Raw genomic sequence first — 13,791 nt, 5'->3', positions numbered from 1 at the left:
GCGCACCCAGCGCGCCCGGGGGCGGAGGAGCTACATGTCGGATATGTCGAACCCTGCCGGAGAGACCGGCGGGGCCGCCACCACACCCGCGCTGGCCGACCTGCCCGCCAAGGTGCGCGTGCACGCGTTGGCCAAGCTGCTCGGCGTGAGCAGCCGCGAGGTGCTCGGCGCGCTGGAGGAGCTGGGCGAACCCGCCCGCGGCGCGCAGTCGAGCGTGGCCAAGGACCTGGCGCTGCGGGTCGCCGCCGCGCTGGCGGGGGAGCAGGCCGAGAGCCCCGACAGCCCCGACAGCCCGGACAGCGCCGACAGCGTTGACGAGGTCGTCGATGAGGCGGTCGAGGAAGTCGAGGAGCCCAGGGCGGTCGCCGCCCGGGTGCCCGCGCTGCCGGTGTTCGCCTCGGCGTCGCCGCTGTTCCAGGCGCCGGACCCGGCCGCGGCCCCGTCGCGCCGCAAGGCCAAGCCCGAGCCCGAACCGGAGCCCGAGCCCGACGAGCAGGTCGACGAGGCCGCCGACGCGGCCGACGCCGACGCCGATGGCGACGAGGGCGCGGGCAGGCGCCGCCGCCGGGGCCGCCGAGGCCGCGGCCGGGGTCGCGGGGCCGACGACGCCGCCGACGCCGACGAGACCGAGTCCGCCGAGGCCGAGCAGCCCGAGGCGGCCGAGCAGCCCGAGGCCGACGAGGACGGGGGCAGCAAGCGCCGCCGCCGCCGTCGCCGCCGCAAGGGCGGCGAGGACGCCGACGCCGCCGAGGCCGACGACCCGCCGAACACCGTCACCCACGTCCGCGAGTCGCGGGACGTCCGCGACGACCGCGCCGAGCGCGACGCCGCCCGCGACGAGGTGCGCAGCGTGCGCGGCTCGACCCGGCTGGAGGCCAAGCGCCAGCGCCGCCGCGACGGCCGCGAGGCCGGGCGCAGGCGCGCGCCGATCCTCTCCGAGGCCGAGTTCCTGGCCCGCCGCGAGGCCGTCGACCGCACGATGGTCGTCCGCGAGTACAGCGACCGCACCCAGATCGGCGTGCTGGAGGACGGGGTGCTCGTCGAGCACTTCGTGACCTCGTCCGGCAGCGGCTCGCTGGTCGGCAACGTGTACCTGGGCCGCGTGCAGAACGTGCTGCCCAGCATGGAGGCCGCCTTCGTCGACATCGGCCGCGGCCGCAACGCCGTGCTCTACGCGGGCGAGGTCGACTGGGACGCCGCCGGGCTGGAGGGCAAGGCCCGCAAGATCGAGCAGGCGCTGTCCACCGGCGACAGCGTGCTGGTGCAGGTCACCAAGGACCCGGTCGGCCACAAGGGCGCCCGGCTGACCACCCAGATCTCGCTGCCCGGCCGGTTCCTGGTCTACGTGCCCGGCGGCGGGGCCACCGGCATCTCCCGCAAGCTGCCGGAGAACGAGCGCCGCAGGCTCAAGGACGTGCTCAAGCGCGTGGTCCCCGAGGACGCGGGCGTGATCATCCGCACCGCGTCGGAGGGCATCAGCGAGGAGGAGCTGGGCCGCGACGTGCGCCGTCTGCAGGCGCAGTGGCAGGTCATCAAGGAGAAGGCGGACGCGGGCACCGGCCGCAAGGGCTCGGGCAAGGGCGGCTCGGCCAAGAGCTCGGCCCCCACGCTGCTCTACGAGGAGCCCGACCTGCTGGTGAAGGTCGTCCGCGACCTGTTCACCGAGGACTTCAGCGCGCTGATCGTCCAGGGCGACACCGCCTGGGAGACCATCGACGCCTACGTCCGCCACGTCGCGCCCGAGCTGGCCGACCGCGTGCGCAGGCACAGCGGGCCCAAGGACGCCTTCACCACCCACCGCATCGAGGAGCAGCTGCTCAAGGCGCTCGACCGCAAGGTGTGGCTGCCCTCCGGCGGCTACCTGGTGATCGACCGCACCGAGGCGATGACCGTCATCGACGTCAACACCGGCAAGTTCACCGGGTCGGGTGGAAACCTGGAGGAGACGGTCACCCGCAACAACCTGGAGGCCGCCGAGGAGATCGTCCGCCAGCTGCGGCTGCGCGACGTGGGCGGCATCATCGTCATCGACTTCATCGACATGGTGCTGGAGTCCAACCGCGACCTCGTGCTGCGGCGGCTCACCGAGTGCCTCGGCCGCGACCGCACCCGCCACCAGGTGGCGGAGGTCACCTCGCTCGGCCTGGTCCAGATGACCCGCAAGCGGGTCGGCACCGGCCTGCTCGAGGCGTTCAGCACCACGTGCGAGCACTGCAAGGGCCGCGGCGTGAACGTCTCGACCGAGCCGATCGTGAAGTCGGCCAACGGCCAGCAGAACGGTCAGAGCGGCCAGGGCGGCCAGAGCGGCGGCGGGCAGAAGGAGTCCAAGCGCTCCCGCAACCGCGGCGAGGACCGGGCGGCGGCCAAGGAGAAGGAGGCCGTCGAGGCGCCCAAGGAGGAGCCGGTCGCCCCGGAGCCGGAGCGGGAGGCGGCCAAGGCCGCCGTCGCCCAGATCGCGCGGTCCACGGTCCGCGCGGGCGACGACGACCCGGACGCCGCGGGCCCCGAGGTGCCCGAGCAGGCCCGCAACGGCAACGGCAGGGTGCCGGAGGCCGCGCTGGCCCCCGCGGCCCCGCGCAGGCGCCGCAGGGCCGCGTCCCGCCCGGCCGGACCGCCGGTCGGGGTGGACGCCGAGGGCTGACCCGGGACCCGGTTTGACCCTGGTTTCCGGCGGCACGTACGCTGTAGCACGGCCCGCCTCACTGGTGGGCCGTGTCGTGCACCAAGCCTGGTCCGCCTCAGCGTGACCCTGGAGAGCATGACCCCCACTGTCTAGCAGCAGGAGACTTCCGTCCGATGTACGCGATCGTCAAGACCGGCGGCAAGCAGTACAAGGTGGCTGTCGGCGACGTCGTCGAGGTCGAGAAGCTCGAGGGCGTGCCGGGCACCGAACTCAGCCTTGCCGCGGTGCTGGTCGTCGACGGCACCGACGTCACCACGGACGCGGACGCCCTGGCGAAGGTTGCGGTGACCGGCAAGGTCGTCGAGCACACCAAGGGCCCGAAGATCCGGATCCACAAGTTCAAGAACAAGACCGGCTACCACAAGCGCCAGGGTCACCGGCAGAAGCTGACCCGCGTCGAGGTCACCGGCATCACGGTGAAGTGAGGACCTGAGCAGCCATGGCACACAAAAAGGGTGCTTCCAGCTCCCGCAACGGGCGCGACTCGAACCCCCAGTACCTGGGCGTGAAGCGGTTCGGCGGCCAGGTCGTCAAGTCCGGTGAGATCCTGATCCGCCAGCGCGGCACCAAGTTCCACCCGGGCGTCAACGTCGGCCGAGGCAAGGACGACACGCTGTTCGCGCTGGCCGCGGGCGCCGTCCAGTTCGGCACGCGGCGCGGTCGCAAGACCGTCAACATCGTCCCGGTCGAGGCCTGAGGCCCGACCGCGAGACCCCTATGACGAGGGCGGGCCTGCCTTGGCCCGCCCTTTGTCGTGTCTGAGAGGAAGTCATGTCCCGATTCGTCGACCGGGTGGTCATCCACGTCTCCGGCGGCAACGGCGGCAACGGGTGCGCGTCGGTCCACCGGGAGAAGTTCAAGCCTCTGGGCGGCCCCGACGGCGGCAACGGCGGCAACGGCGGCGACGTCGTGCTCGTCGTCGACGCCAACGTGCACACGCTGCTCGACTTCCACTTCCGCCCGCACGCGGTCGCCACGCACGGCAAGCAGGGGCAGGGCTCCAACCGCGACGGCGCGAACGGGCAGGACCTGGAGCTCAAGGTGCCCGAGGGCACCGTCGTGATGTCCCAGGACGGGGAGATCCTGGCCGACCTCGTCGGCCACGGCACCCGCTTCGTCGCTGCCCAGGGCGGGCGCGGCGGGCTGGGCAACGCGGCGCTGGCGTCCAAGGCCCGCAGGGCGCCCGGGTTCGCGCTGCTCGGCGAGCCCGGCGACACCCGGGACCTGGTGCTCGAGCTGCGCTCGATGGCCGACGCCGGGCTGGTCGGGTTCCCGTCGGCGGGCAAGTCGTCGCTGATCGCGGTGCTGTCGGCGGCCAAGCCGAAGATCGCGGACTACCCGTTCACCACGCTGGTGCCGAACCTGGGCGTGATCACCGCGGGGGAGACGGTGTTCACCATGGCCGACGTGCCCGGGCTGATCCCGGGGGCGTCCGAGGGCAAGGGCCTGGGCCTGGACTTCCTGCGCCACATCGAGCGCTGCTCAGTACTGGTGCACGTCGTCGACTGCGCGACCGACGAGCCCGGCCGCGACCCGCTCTCGGACATTGACGCGCTGGAGGCCGAACTGGCCCGCTACACCCCGGCGCTGGGCGGCACGCTGGCCGACCGGCCGAGGATGGTCGTGCTGAACAAGATGGACGTGCCCGAGGCGCGGGAGCTGGCCGAGCTGGTGCGCCCGGACATCGAGGCCCGCGGCCTGCCCGTGTTCGAGGTCTCGACCGCCACCCGCGAGGGGCTGCGCGAGCTGACGTTCGCCCTGGCCAGGATCGTGGAGGAGGACCGGGCGGCGCGGCCGATCGTCGAGCCGACCCGGATCGTCCTGCGGCCGAGGGCCGTCGACGACAGCGGCTTCACCATCGAGGCCAACCCGGCCGAGGAGGGCGCGTTCATCGTCCGCGGCGAGCGCCCGGAGCGCTGGGTGCGGCAGACGAACTTCGACAACGCCGAGGCCATCGGCTACCTGGCCGACCGGCTGGCGCGGCTGGGCGTCGAGGAGGCGCTGGCCAAGGCGGGCGCGCGGCCCGGCTGCCCGGTCACCATCGGCGACATGACCTTCGACTGGGAGCCGTCGACGCCCGCGGGCATCGCGATGACCATGTTCTCCCGGGGCAGCGACCCCCGCCTGGAGCAGGACGACCGCATCAGCGCCGCCGAGCGCAAGCACGCCCGCAGGGTCCGCCGCGGCTTGGAGAAGCCGGACGAGGCGGAATGACCGGTCTGCGCTCGGCGACCCGCGCCGCGGTCGCCGCCGCCCGCCTCGTGGTGGTCAAGGTCGGCTCGTCGTCGCTGACCACCGCCGCGGGCGGCCTCGACCCGGACCGCCTGCACGCCCTGGTCGACGCCCTGGCGGCGCGGCGGGCGACGTCGTCGGTCGTGCTGGTGTCCTCCGGCGCCATCGCCGCGGGCCTCGCGCCGCTCGGCCTGGCCCGCCGACCGCGCGACCTGGCCACCCAGCAGGCGGCGGCGAGCGTGGGCCAGCTGGCGCTCGGCCACGCCTATGTCGAGTCCTTCGCCCGCCACGGCCTGCGCGTCGGCCAGGTGCTGCTGACCGCGGACGACGTGGTGCGCCGCGCGCACTACCGCAACGCCCAGCGGACCCTGTCCCGCCTGCTGGCGCTGGGCGTGGTCCCAGTGGTCAACGAGAACGACACCGTCGCCACCGACGAGATCCGCTTCGGCGACAACGACCGCCTGGCCGCCCTGGTCGCCCACCTCATCGGCGCCGAGGCCCTGGTCCTGCTGTCCGATGTGGACGCACTCTACGACGGCGACCCCCGGCTCGGCGCGGCGCGGCCCATCGAGGAGGTCACCGACGCCGCCGACGTCGCCGACGTCGACGCGGGCGCGTCCGGCTCCGGCCTGGGCACCGGCGGCATGGCCTCGAAACTCGCCGCCGCCCGCCTGGCCTCCGTCGCGGGCGTCCCGGTCCTGCTGGCCTCCGCCGCAGCGGCGGACCGCGCCCTGACCTCCGCCGACGTCGGCACCGCCTTCACCGCCTCCGGCCGCAGGCTCACCGCCCGCCGCTTCTGGCTCGCCTACGCCGCCGACTCCACCGGCATCCTGACCCTCGACGAGGGCGCCGTCGCCGCCGTGGTCGCCCGCCGCCGCTCCCTGCTGGCCGCGGGAATCACCGCCGTCTCCGGCGACTTCCAGGCAGGCGACGTCGTGGACCTGACCGACCCCAGCGGCCGCGTCGTGGCCCGCGGCCTGGTGGCCTACGACTCCACCGAGCTGCCCGACCTCATCGGCCAATCCACCCGCGACCTCCCGGCCGAGCACCGCCGCGAGGTCGTCCACGCCGACGACCTGGTCGCGCTAGCGCACGGCTGAGACGTAGAACATCGGCCAGGCGCTCAGGAAGCGGTCGCGTTCCCCGCGGGCGGCCTGGTCCGCCAGCCACGCGTCGGCCTCCGCGCGTGTCACTCGACCTGAGTCCACCGCGCCGTTCGCCAGGACCATCAGGGACGGGGTCATCATCGCGTGGTCGGTGTTGACCGTCGTGTGCACCTCGACCGTGACGTCATGGAAGCCCGCGTCCAGCAGCAGGGCGCGGAAGCGGCGGCCCGCGTGCTTCCTGTTCAACACCGTCCGCGCCGCCTGGATGATGTCCTCAGGCCCGTCCACCACGACCATCCCGTAGTCCTGCCCCACCAGCACCGCGCGCCCGCCCGGCGTCAGCACGCGGTGCGCTTCCGCCAGGGCCAGTGCCGCGTCCGGGACCTTGTGCAGGACCCGCGAGGCGCGGTAGCCCTGGACAGACCCGTCCGCCAGCGGCAGCGCGGCCGCGTCGCCGACGTGGAACTCGATGGCCGGATGCCGCGAGCGGGCCAGGGCGATCGCGTCCTCGGCGAGGTCGACGCCGATCACCCGGTGCCCCGCCGCGGCCAGTTCCGCGGCGGCGTGGCCCGCGCCGCAGCCGACGTCGACCACCGTGGAGCGCGGCGGCAGCGCCAGCATGGCCATGACCCGCGCGCGGGCCTCGGCCATCCCGGGCATCGACTCGATCCGGTCGAGATAGGCGGTCATCGGACGTCCAACAGCAGCAGCGCGTACACGGCCAGCCAGTGCTCGACGGCGAAGTCCGAGCCGCTGACCTCGGACAGCGCGGCTTCCGCGTGCCGCTTCGCCGACTCCAGCAGCGGTTCGACGCGCGCGTCGTCCGGCGGCAGCGCGCTCGCGATCCGCCGCAGCCCCCACGCGCGGCTCAGGTTCAGCCCGTGGAGATGCGCGATCAGGCCGTCGGTGGAGTCGGACACGTGCGCCGGGGTGAACGCCGCCTCCGGCAGGAACTCCGCCAGCCACGCCGGGAAGTCCGGCAGGACCGACGCCATCAGCTCGGCCTCGCAGAGCGCGGGGGAGAGGAAGTCGAACCCGCTGGGCTCGTAGTCGGCCGGGTAGGCCTTGTCCGAGGCGAACATCCGCAGCGCCGTGTCGACGACCAGTTGGCGCAGCGCCGGGTCGTTGGCCTCCGCGTACGGCAGGATGCGCGACAGCGCGAACGCCGTGTTGCCGTGCATGCCCTGTCGCACCGGGTAGGTCAGCTTGGGCAGCCACGCGGTGAAGTTCGCGGCGGCCGTCCGCGCCAGCGGGGCGAGCGCGTCCGCCCACCGCGAGCCCGCCGCGTCGTGCGCGAGCCACAGCGCCCACGCCTGCCCGTACGGCCTGCTGTGGTGGGGATTCTCCGCGCAGTACGCCGCCTCGACAGCGACCGCCTCGGGCGCCAGCCGCTCGTCCAGCAGCGCCTCGATGCCACCCCTGGGAACGTCCAGATCGGACTGGTGCAGCCGGACCAGGACCCAGTGCATCTCCAGGCAGGAGTGCCAGTCGAAGCTGCCGTGGAAGCTCGGGTGCACGTCCCTCGGATGCGCGGGATGGTCGCCGGGCCCCTGCATCATGTGCCGCAGGTGGTACGGGAACTCGCGGCGGATGGAGTCGATCGCGGTGCGCGCCAGTTCCTCGGCGCGCTCGGTCAGCAGGTCTGCCCACATGTGGTCCCCAGTCAGGTCGTCGTCGCCAGGGCGAACGGCAGCACCGCCTCCGCGCCCGCGTCCAGCAGCGCCGTGCCCGCCACGGTCATCGTCCACCCCGTGTCCACCCGGTCGTCCACCAGCAGGACCGGACCGGCGACGGTCCCGTCGAACCGCAGCCCGGCCCACAGCCCCGCCAGCCGCTGCGCGCTGTTGGCCCGCGCCCCGTGGCCCACGGACACCTCGCCCAGCAGCGGCAGCCGCCCGATGCCCGCGATCCGCTCGCCCAGGTCCCGCGCCAGCCGCGACCCGGACGCCACCGTCACCACGCCCACCGGCCGGGCCGCCCAGTCCCACGCGGCGAGCACCTTCACGCACCCGTCCACGACGTCGTCCGGCACCGGGCCGTCGGGTCCGGCGAACAGTTCACGCAGGCGGTTGCCCCACCCGATGTCCGTCAGCCGCCCCAGCGCCCGTCCCGGCTCCAGCGGCCGCTTGATCTTCCCCGACAGCGGCACGCCCAGCGCGGACATGCCCGTCGGCCACAGCTTCTTCGGCGGGATCTCCACGCCCGGCCTGCGCAGCCGCTCGCGCGCGGCGTCCACGCCCGAGGCGGACACCTCCGCGCTCCAGCGGCGGCCGGTGCAGTTGTCGCAGCGGCCGCACGGCGCGGCGTGCGGGTCGTCCAGGGTGCGCAGCAGGAACTCCATGCGGCAGCCGTCGGTCGACTGGTAGTCCAGGATCGCCCGCTGCTCGGCGTCGCGGGCCTCGGCGATGCGGCCGTACCGCGCGGCGTCGTACTCCCACGGCTCGCCCGTCGCCGTCCAGCCGCCCCGGACCCGCCGCACGGCCCCGTCCACGTCGAGGACCTTGAGCACCATCTCCAGCCGGTTGCGCGACAGCTCGACCAGCGGCTCCAGCGCGGGCGTCGAGATCGGCTTGTCGGTCAACGCGTCCAGCACCTGCCGCACCACCTGCTCGGGCGGGAACGCCAGCGAGGCGAAGTACGACCAGATGTCCTTGTCCTCGACGCCGGGCAGCAGCACCACGTCCGCCCGCTCGACGCCACGGCCCGCGCGCCCGATCTGCTGGTAGTACGCGATCGGCGACTGCGGGGCGCCCACGTGCACCACGAAGCCCAGGTCGGGCTTGTCGAAGCCCATGCCCAGCGCCGAGGTCGCCACCAGCGCCTTGACCCGGTTGGCCAGCAGGTCCTCCTCGGCCCGCAGCCGCTCCTCGGGGTCGGTGCGCCCGGTGTAGGCGGCGACGGGGAACCCGCGGTCGCGCAGGAAGCCCGCCAACTCCTCGGCGGCGGCCACCGTCAGCGTGTAGATGATCCCCGATCCGGTGAACCGCGGCAGGTTCTCCGCCAGCCAGGCCAGGCGCGCCTGCGCCGTCGGCAGCCGCAGCACCGCCAGGTGCAGGCTCTCCCGGTCCAACGGCCCCCGCAGCACCGACGACGACCCCAGCTGCGCGGAGACGTCGCGCACCACCCGGTCGTTGGCGGTCGCCGTCGTGGCCAGCACGGGCACGCCCGCGGGAAGGTCGGTCAGCAGGGTGCGCAGCCGCCGGTAGTCCGGCCGGAAGTCGTGCCCCCAGTCGGAGATGCAGTGCGCCTCGTCGACCACCAGCATCCCGGCCGACGCGGTCAGCGACGGCAGCACAGTGTCCCGGAAATCGGGATTGTTCAGCCGTTCCGGTGAGACGAGCAGCACATCGACCTCGCCCGCGGTCACCTGCTCCTGCACCGCGGTCCACTCGCCCGGGTTCGCCGAGTTGATCGTCGCCGCGTGCACGCCCGCCTTCGCTGCGGCGGCCACCTGGTTGCGCATCAGCGCCAGCAGCGGCGAGACGATCACCGTCGGGCCCTCGCCCAGCTCCCGCAGCAGGGCCGTGGCCACGAAGTACACCGCCGACTTGCCCCACCCGGTGCGCTGCACGACCAGCGCCCGGCCGCGCTCGGCGACCAGCGTCCGGATCGCGGTCCACTGGTCCTCGCGCAGCCGGGCGCCCTCACCGGCCAGGGCGCGCAGCCGGCGTTCCGCCGATGCGCGCAGTGCCTGCTCGTCCACGCCTCCCTTGATACCTCAGACGCGGACGAGCACCTGCTCCAGGTCCTTGCGCACGAGGTCGGGCACGGTGGCGTCCGGCGCGGGGTAGCCCACCGGGATCACCGCGAACGCCTTCTCGTTGCGCGGGCGGTTGAGCACCTCGGACAGGAACTTCATCGGGCTGGGCGTGTGCGTCAGCGCCGCGAGGCCCGCCAGGTGCAGCGCGGTGATCAGCATGCCGACGGCGATCCCGACCGACTCGTCGACGTAGTAGTGCTTGTGCTGCTCGTCGCCGTCCAGGTAGTACCGCTGCTCGAAGACGACGATCAGGTAGGGCGCGTCGGTCAGGTGCGGCTTGTTCTGGTCCGTGCCCAGCGGGCGCAGCGCGGAGAGCCACTCCTCGCCGAGGCGGCCTGCGTAGGAGATCTGCTCCTCCCGCTCGGCGGCCTCGCGGATCTTCGCGCGCACCTCGGGGTCCTGCACGAGCACGAACGTCCACGGCTGCTGATGGGCCCCCGACGGCGCGGTGGAAGCGACGGCGATCGCGTCGAGCACCGCCTGTTCCGGCACCGGATCGGTGGAGAAGGCGCGCACTGTGCGGCGCTGGTCCATCTTGGCGCGCAGTTCCGCGGACGCGCGCAGCGAGTCCTCCACGCTCATCCGCACCGGGTTGTACGGAACGGGCGTGTAGGGCTGATCGTGGATCGGTTCCCAAGCCATGGCAGGAGTGTTACAAGCAAACCGCGGCCGTACCTCATACCAGGTAGTCATAGGTCTACGCGACATGATCCGAACGGGCGCGGGTACCGTTACCGCCATGGCGGAACGCCGTATCGGGATCATGGGCGGCACCTTCGACCCGATCCACCACGGGCACCTCGTCGCGGCCAGCGAGGTGCAGGCGCGCTTCGACCTCGACGAGGTCGTGTTCGTGCCCACCGGCCACCCGTGGCAGAAGGGCGACCGCCGGGTCAGCGCCGCCGAGGACCGCTACCTGATGACGGTCGTGGCCACCGCGTCCAACCCGCGCTTCTCCGTCAGCCGGGTCGACATCGACCGCGAGGGCGCCACCTACACCGTCGACACCCTGCGCGACCTGCGCGGGCTCAACCCGGACGCGCAGCTGTTCTTCATCACCGGCGCCGACGCGCTGGCCCAGATCCTGTCCTGGCGCGACGCCGCCGAGCTGTTCACCCTCGCCCACTTCGTCGGCGTCACCCGTCCGGGCTACGACCTTGCGGACACGCACCTGCCCACCGGGTCGGTGAGCCTGGTCGAGGTGCCGGCCATGGCGATCTCGTCCACAGCCTGCCGGGAGCGGGTCGCCAAGGGGGAGCCGGTCTGGTACCTCGTGCCCGACGGCGTCGTGCAGTACATCTCCAAACGGCGGCTCTACGTCGGCGAACGCTGAGGCGGCGGGTACCCTCGACGGGTTGTGTCAGCGAATACCCCAAGGAGTGCCGTGGCAGCCACGGAGCAAGCCCGCGAGTTGGCCCTCGTCGCCGCGGCGGCGGCCGCCGACAAGAAGGCGACCGAGGTGGTCGTGCTCGACGTCTCCGACCAGCTCGTCATCACGGACTGCTTCGTCATCGCGTCGGCGGCCAACGAGCGGCAGGTCGGGGCCATCGTCGACAACGTCGAGGAGAAGATGCGCGCCGCGGGGACCAAGCCGGTCCGCCGCGAGGGCGCCCGCGAGGGCCGCTGGGTCCTGCTGGACTTCGTCGACGTCGTCGTGCACATCCAGCACGCCGAGGAGCGCTCCTTCTACAGCCTGGAGCGGCTGTGGAAGGACTGCCCGCGCGTCCCGTTCGAGGCCGGTCCGCCCGCGGAGGAGGACGACGCCACGTGACGCTGCGCAGGGTCGTGATGTGGCGGCACGGGGAGACGGACTACAACGCCACGGGTCGCATGCAGGGCCACATCGATTCCAACCTGACCGAGATCGGGTGGAACCAGGCCCGCTTCGCCGTGCCCGCGCTGGTGCGGTTCGCCCCGGACGTCGTCGTCACCTCCGACCTGCGCCGCGCCACCGACACCGCGACCGTGTTCAGCTCCGCGAGCGGCGTCCCCCTGCGCATTGACAAGCGTTTGCGCGAGACCCACCTGGGGCTGTGGCAGGGCAAGACCCTGACCGAGGTGGACGCGGAGTACCCGGGCGCCCGCAAGATCTGGCAGACCGACCCGACCTGGGCCCCGCCCGGCGGCGAGCCGCGCGTCGAGGTGGCCGCCCGGGCCGCCGAGGTGGTCGCCGACCTCGACGACGGCGACGCCGAGACCGCCCTGCTGTGCGCGCACGGCGGCCTGATCACCGCGCTGACCGCGCACCTGCTGAACCTGCCGCTGGAGAGCTGGCCCCTGCTCGCGGGCATCGGCAACTGCCACTGGACCGTGCTCGCCCGCCGCGAGACCAGCGGCATGGCCTGGCGGCTGATCGCCTACAACGCGGGCATCACCGGGTGACCACCCTGCTCGTGTTCGGCGACTCGCTGGCCTTCCACGGGCCGGACGGGCCGCATCCCGCCGACGATCCCCGGCTCTGGCCGAACCTGGCAGCGGCCGCGCTCGGTGGCTCGGCGGAGCTGTTCGCGGGCTTCGGCTGGACCGCCCGCGACGCGTACTGGTCGCTGGTCGGCGACCCGCGCGTGTGGCCCGTGCTGCCGAAGGCGTCGGTGCTGGTCCTGGGCGTGGGCGGGATGGACACGCTGCCGTCGCCCGTGCCGACGTACCTGCGGGAGGGCATCCGCTACCTGCACTCCGACCGCGTCCGGCGGTGTGTGCGCTCGGCGTACCTGAGGTCGATGCCGTACTTGTCCCGCGTGTCCCGGCGCGTGGCGCTGCCGCCCGCGCTGTCGGTGCGGTACCTGGACCGGACGCTGGGCGCGATCCGGGCTTTGCGCCCGTCGCTGCCCGCTGTCGCCGTGTTGCCGTCCGTGCACCGGTCGGAGGGGTACGCGGGGGTACACCATGGTCGGGCGGCTGCTGTGCGCGCGATCACATCGTGGGCGGCGTCGAACGGGGTGCCGCTACTGGATCTGGCCGACATCGTGGGCGACCACGTGCTGAGCGGGCAGGGCAATCCCGACGGCATCCACTGGGGTTGGCAGGCGCACGAGCAGGTCGGCAAGGCGTTCGCCGAGCTGATCGGCCCGCTGCTCGACTGACGGCCGCCGGTTAGGCTCACGCACCGTGCCGTTCGCCGTAGTCACCGACTCGACCGCGTACCTCCCCGAGGGGTTCGCCGACCGGCACGCCGTCCACGTGGTTCCCCTGACCGTCCACATCGACGACGAGTCCGGCCGGGACGGCGTCGACATCGGCCCGGACGAACTGGCCCGAGCCCTCCGCGACCACCGCACGGTCACGACGTCCCGCCCGAACCCGGAGGCCTTCGCCGTCCGCTACCGCGCCCTCCTGGCGTCGGGGTACGAGGGTGTGGTCTCGGTGCACCTCTCGCGGGACCTGTCCGGCACGTGGGAATCAGCCCGCCTTGCGGCCGACGAGGTCGACCCGACGCGCATCCACGTGGTCGACTCCCGGACGATCGCGATGGGCTTGGGTTTCGCGGCCCTCCGCGCGGCCTCGGTGGCCGCGGCGGGAGGCGCCGGCGCGGAGGTCGAGGCCGCCGCGGTGGCCGCGGCGGCCCGCACCCGCTGCCTGTTCGTCGTGGAGACCTTGGAGTACCTCCGCCGAGGCGGCCGGATAGGCGCGGCGGCCGCCCTCTTCGGCACGGCCCTGTCGGTGAAGCCGGTCCTTCACGTGGCAGACGGCCGCATCCAGCCCCTTGAGAAGGTCCGCACGACAACCCGAGCCCTGTCCCGCCTGGTCGACCTGGCCTCGGCGGCCGTCGCAGAACTCCCCTCGGGCGAGGTCCGCATGGCCGTGCACCACCTGGGGGCACCAGAACGAGCCGCCGACCTGGCGGCCCGAGTGGACGAACGCCTCCCGGCATCAGCGGGCTGTTTCGTCAGCGAGGTAGGCGCGGTCATCGGCGCCCACACCGGCCCCGGCGTCTTGGGGATCGCGATCTGCACCTGAGTTATCCACAGGCGGCGGGGCGGGGGTGGCCGCGGGGTGAGCGCGGCTCCTAC

At 73.4% G+C, this 13,791-nt stretch carries 14 protein-coding genes; 10 read left to right on the top strand and 4 right to left on the bottom strand.

Annotated features, from left to right (window positions below; genetic code table 11):
- Window positions 1-34: 34 nt before the first annotated feature.
- The 5 genes from IEY98_RS20120 to proB all read left to right on the top strand — a co-directional run bounded on the left by IEY98_RS20120 (window position 35) and on the right by proB (window position 6,015).
- On the top strand, window positions 35-2,641 hold the full coding sequence (locus IEY98_RS20120; protein WP_189212118.1) for an Rne/Rng family ribonuclease: 2,607 nt from the start codon (window positions 35-37) through the stop codon (window positions 2,639-2,641).
- A 155-nt stretch (window positions 2,642-2,796) separates the two neighbouring features.
- Complete coding sequence (rplU, locus tag IEY98_RS20115; RefSeq protein ID WP_189212117.1) at window positions 2,797-3,108, top strand: 50S ribosomal protein L21; 312 nt, start codon at window positions 2,797-2,799, stop codon at window positions 3,106-3,108.
- A 14-nt stretch (window positions 3,109-3,122) separates the two neighbouring features.
- Window positions 3,123-3,380 (top strand): 50S ribosomal protein L27, encoded by a 258-nt coding sequence (gene rpmA / locus IEY98_RS20110; RefSeq protein ID WP_189212116.1) that lies wholly within the window; start codon window positions 3,123-3,125, stop codon window positions 3,378-3,380.
- Between the two features lie 74 nt (window positions 3,381-3,454).
- Window positions 3,455-4,897 carry a GTPase ObgE gene (obgE, locus tag IEY98_RS20105; protein WP_189212115.1) on the top strand — a complete coding sequence of 481 codons (1,443 nt, stop codon included), beginning with the start codon at window positions 3,455-3,457 and terminating at the stop codon, window positions 4,895-4,897.
- Window positions 4,894-6,015, top strand: coding sequence for a glutamate 5-kinase (gene proB, locus IEY98_RS20100; RefSeq protein WP_189212114.1), 1,122 nt, complete (start codon window positions 4,894-4,896; stop codon window positions 6,013-6,015). The genes obgE and proB overlap by 4 nt, the downstream gene beginning before the upstream one ends.
- Here proB and IEY98_RS20095 read toward each other — a convergent pair.
- Genes IEY98_RS20095 through IEY98_RS20080 form a run of 4 tightly spaced genes read right to left on the bottom strand, consistent with a single transcriptional unit; the run spans window position 6,001 to window position 10,423 of the window.
- Entirely contained in the window at window positions 6,001-6,711 is a 711-nt protein-coding gene (locus IEY98_RS20095) for a methyltransferase domain-containing protein (protein ID WP_189212113.1), read from the bottom strand. The genes proB and IEY98_RS20095 overlap by 15 nt on opposite strands.
- Window positions 6,708-7,673 (bottom strand): DUF2891 domain-containing protein, encoded by a 966-nt coding sequence (locus tag IEY98_RS20090; RefSeq protein ID WP_189212112.1) that lies wholly within the window; start codon window positions 7,671-7,673, stop codon window positions 6,708-6,710. Before IEY98_RS20090 ends, IEY98_RS20095 begins: the two co-directional genes overlap by 4 nt.
- A gap of 11 nt (window positions 7,674-7,684) precedes the next feature.
- On the bottom strand, window positions 7,685-9,724 hold the full coding sequence (locus tag IEY98_RS20085) for a RecQ family ATP-dependent DNA helicase (RefSeq protein ID WP_189212111.1): 2,040 nt from the start codon (window positions 9,722-9,724) through the stop codon (window positions 7,685-7,687).
- 15 nt (window positions 9,725-9,739) lie between these two features.
- Window positions 9,740-10,423, bottom strand: a complete 684-nt coding sequence (locus IEY98_RS20080; RefSeq protein ID WP_189212110.1) for a nitroreductase family protein — start codon at window positions 10,421-10,423, stop codon at window positions 9,740-9,742.
- Window positions 10,424-10,520: 97 nt separating this feature from the next.
- Between IEY98_RS20080 and nadD the strand changes: the two genes are divergently transcribed.
- Genes nadD through IEY98_RS20055 form a run of 5 tightly spaced genes read left to right on the top strand, consistent with a single transcriptional unit; the run spans window position 10,521 to window position 13,738 of the window.
- The gene (nadD, locus tag IEY98_RS20075; RefSeq protein WP_189212109.1) at window positions 10,521-11,114 is read left to right on the top strand and encodes a nicotinate-nucleotide adenylyltransferase; all 594 of its coding nucleotides are present in this window, start codon (window positions 10,521-10,523) and stop codon (window positions 11,112-11,114) included.
- Between the two features lie 51 nt (window positions 11,115-11,165).
- The gene (rsfS, locus tag IEY98_RS20070; RefSeq protein WP_189212108.1) at window positions 11,166-11,552 is read left to right on the top strand and encodes a ribosome silencing factor; all 387 of its coding nucleotides are present in this window, start codon (window positions 11,166-11,168) and stop codon (window positions 11,550-11,552) included.
- Entirely contained in the window at window positions 11,549-12,163 is a 615-nt protein-coding gene (locus IEY98_RS20065; protein ID WP_189212107.1) for a histidine phosphatase family protein, read from the top strand. Before rsfS ends, IEY98_RS20065 begins: the two co-directional genes overlap by 4 nt.
- Window positions 12,160-12,864 (top strand): diglucosylglycerate octanoyltransferase, encoded by a 705-nt coding sequence (octT, locus tag IEY98_RS20060; RefSeq protein ID WP_189212106.1) that lies wholly within the window; start codon window positions 12,160-12,162, stop codon window positions 12,862-12,864. Before IEY98_RS20065 ends, octT begins: the two co-directional genes overlap by 4 nt.
- Window positions 12,865-12,889: 25 nt before the next feature.
- Window positions 12,890-13,738 carry a DegV family protein gene (locus IEY98_RS20055; protein ID WP_189212105.1) on the top strand — a complete coding sequence of 283 codons (849 nt, stop codon included), beginning with the start codon at window positions 12,890-12,892 and terminating at the stop codon, window positions 13,736-13,738.
- Window positions 13,739-13,791: the final 53 nt, after the last annotated feature.

The sequence above is a fragment of the Actinokineospora fastidiosa genome, from assembly GCF_014648415.1.
Taxonomy (GTDB): domain Bacteria; phylum Actinomycetota; class Actinomycetes; order Mycobacteriales; family Pseudonocardiaceae; genus Actinokineospora; species Actinokineospora fastidiosa.
This window is presented reverse-complemented; position numbering and strand designations above follow the sequence as displayed.

Coding starts and splice junctions, on each gene's coding strand:
- IEY98_RS20120 (WP_189212118.1), top strand. CDS start 35: ATGTCGGATATGTCGAACCCTGCCGGAGAGACCGGCGGGGCCGCCACC.
- rplU (WP_189212117.1), top strand. CDS start 2,797: ATGTACGCGATCGTCAAGACCGGCGGCAAGCAGTACAAGGTGGCTGTC.
- rpmA (WP_189212116.1), top strand. CDS start 3,123: ATGGCACACAAAAAGGGTGCTTCCAGCTCCCGCAACGGGCGCGACTCG.
- obgE (WP_189212115.1), top strand. CDS start 3,455: ATGTCCCGATTCGTCGACCGGGTGGTCATCCACGTCTCCGGCGGCAAC.
- proB (WP_189212114.1), top strand. CDS start 4,894: ATGACCGGTCTGCGCTCGGCGACCCGCGCCGCGGTCGCCGCCGCCCGC.
- IEY98_RS20095 (WP_189212113.1), bottom strand. CDS start 6,711: ATGACCGCCTATCTCGACCGGATCGAGTCGATGCCCGGGATGGCCGAG.
- IEY98_RS20090 (WP_189212112.1), bottom strand. CDS start 7,673: ATGTGGGCAGACCTGCTGACCGAGCGCGCCGAGGAACTGGCGCGCACC.
- IEY98_RS20080 (WP_189212110.1), bottom strand. CDS start 10,423: ATGGCTTGGGAACCGATCCACGATCAGCCCTACACGCCCGTTCCGTAC.
- nadD (WP_189212109.1), top strand. CDS start 10,521: ATGGCGGAACGCCGTATCGGGATCATGGGCGGCACCTTCGACCCGATC.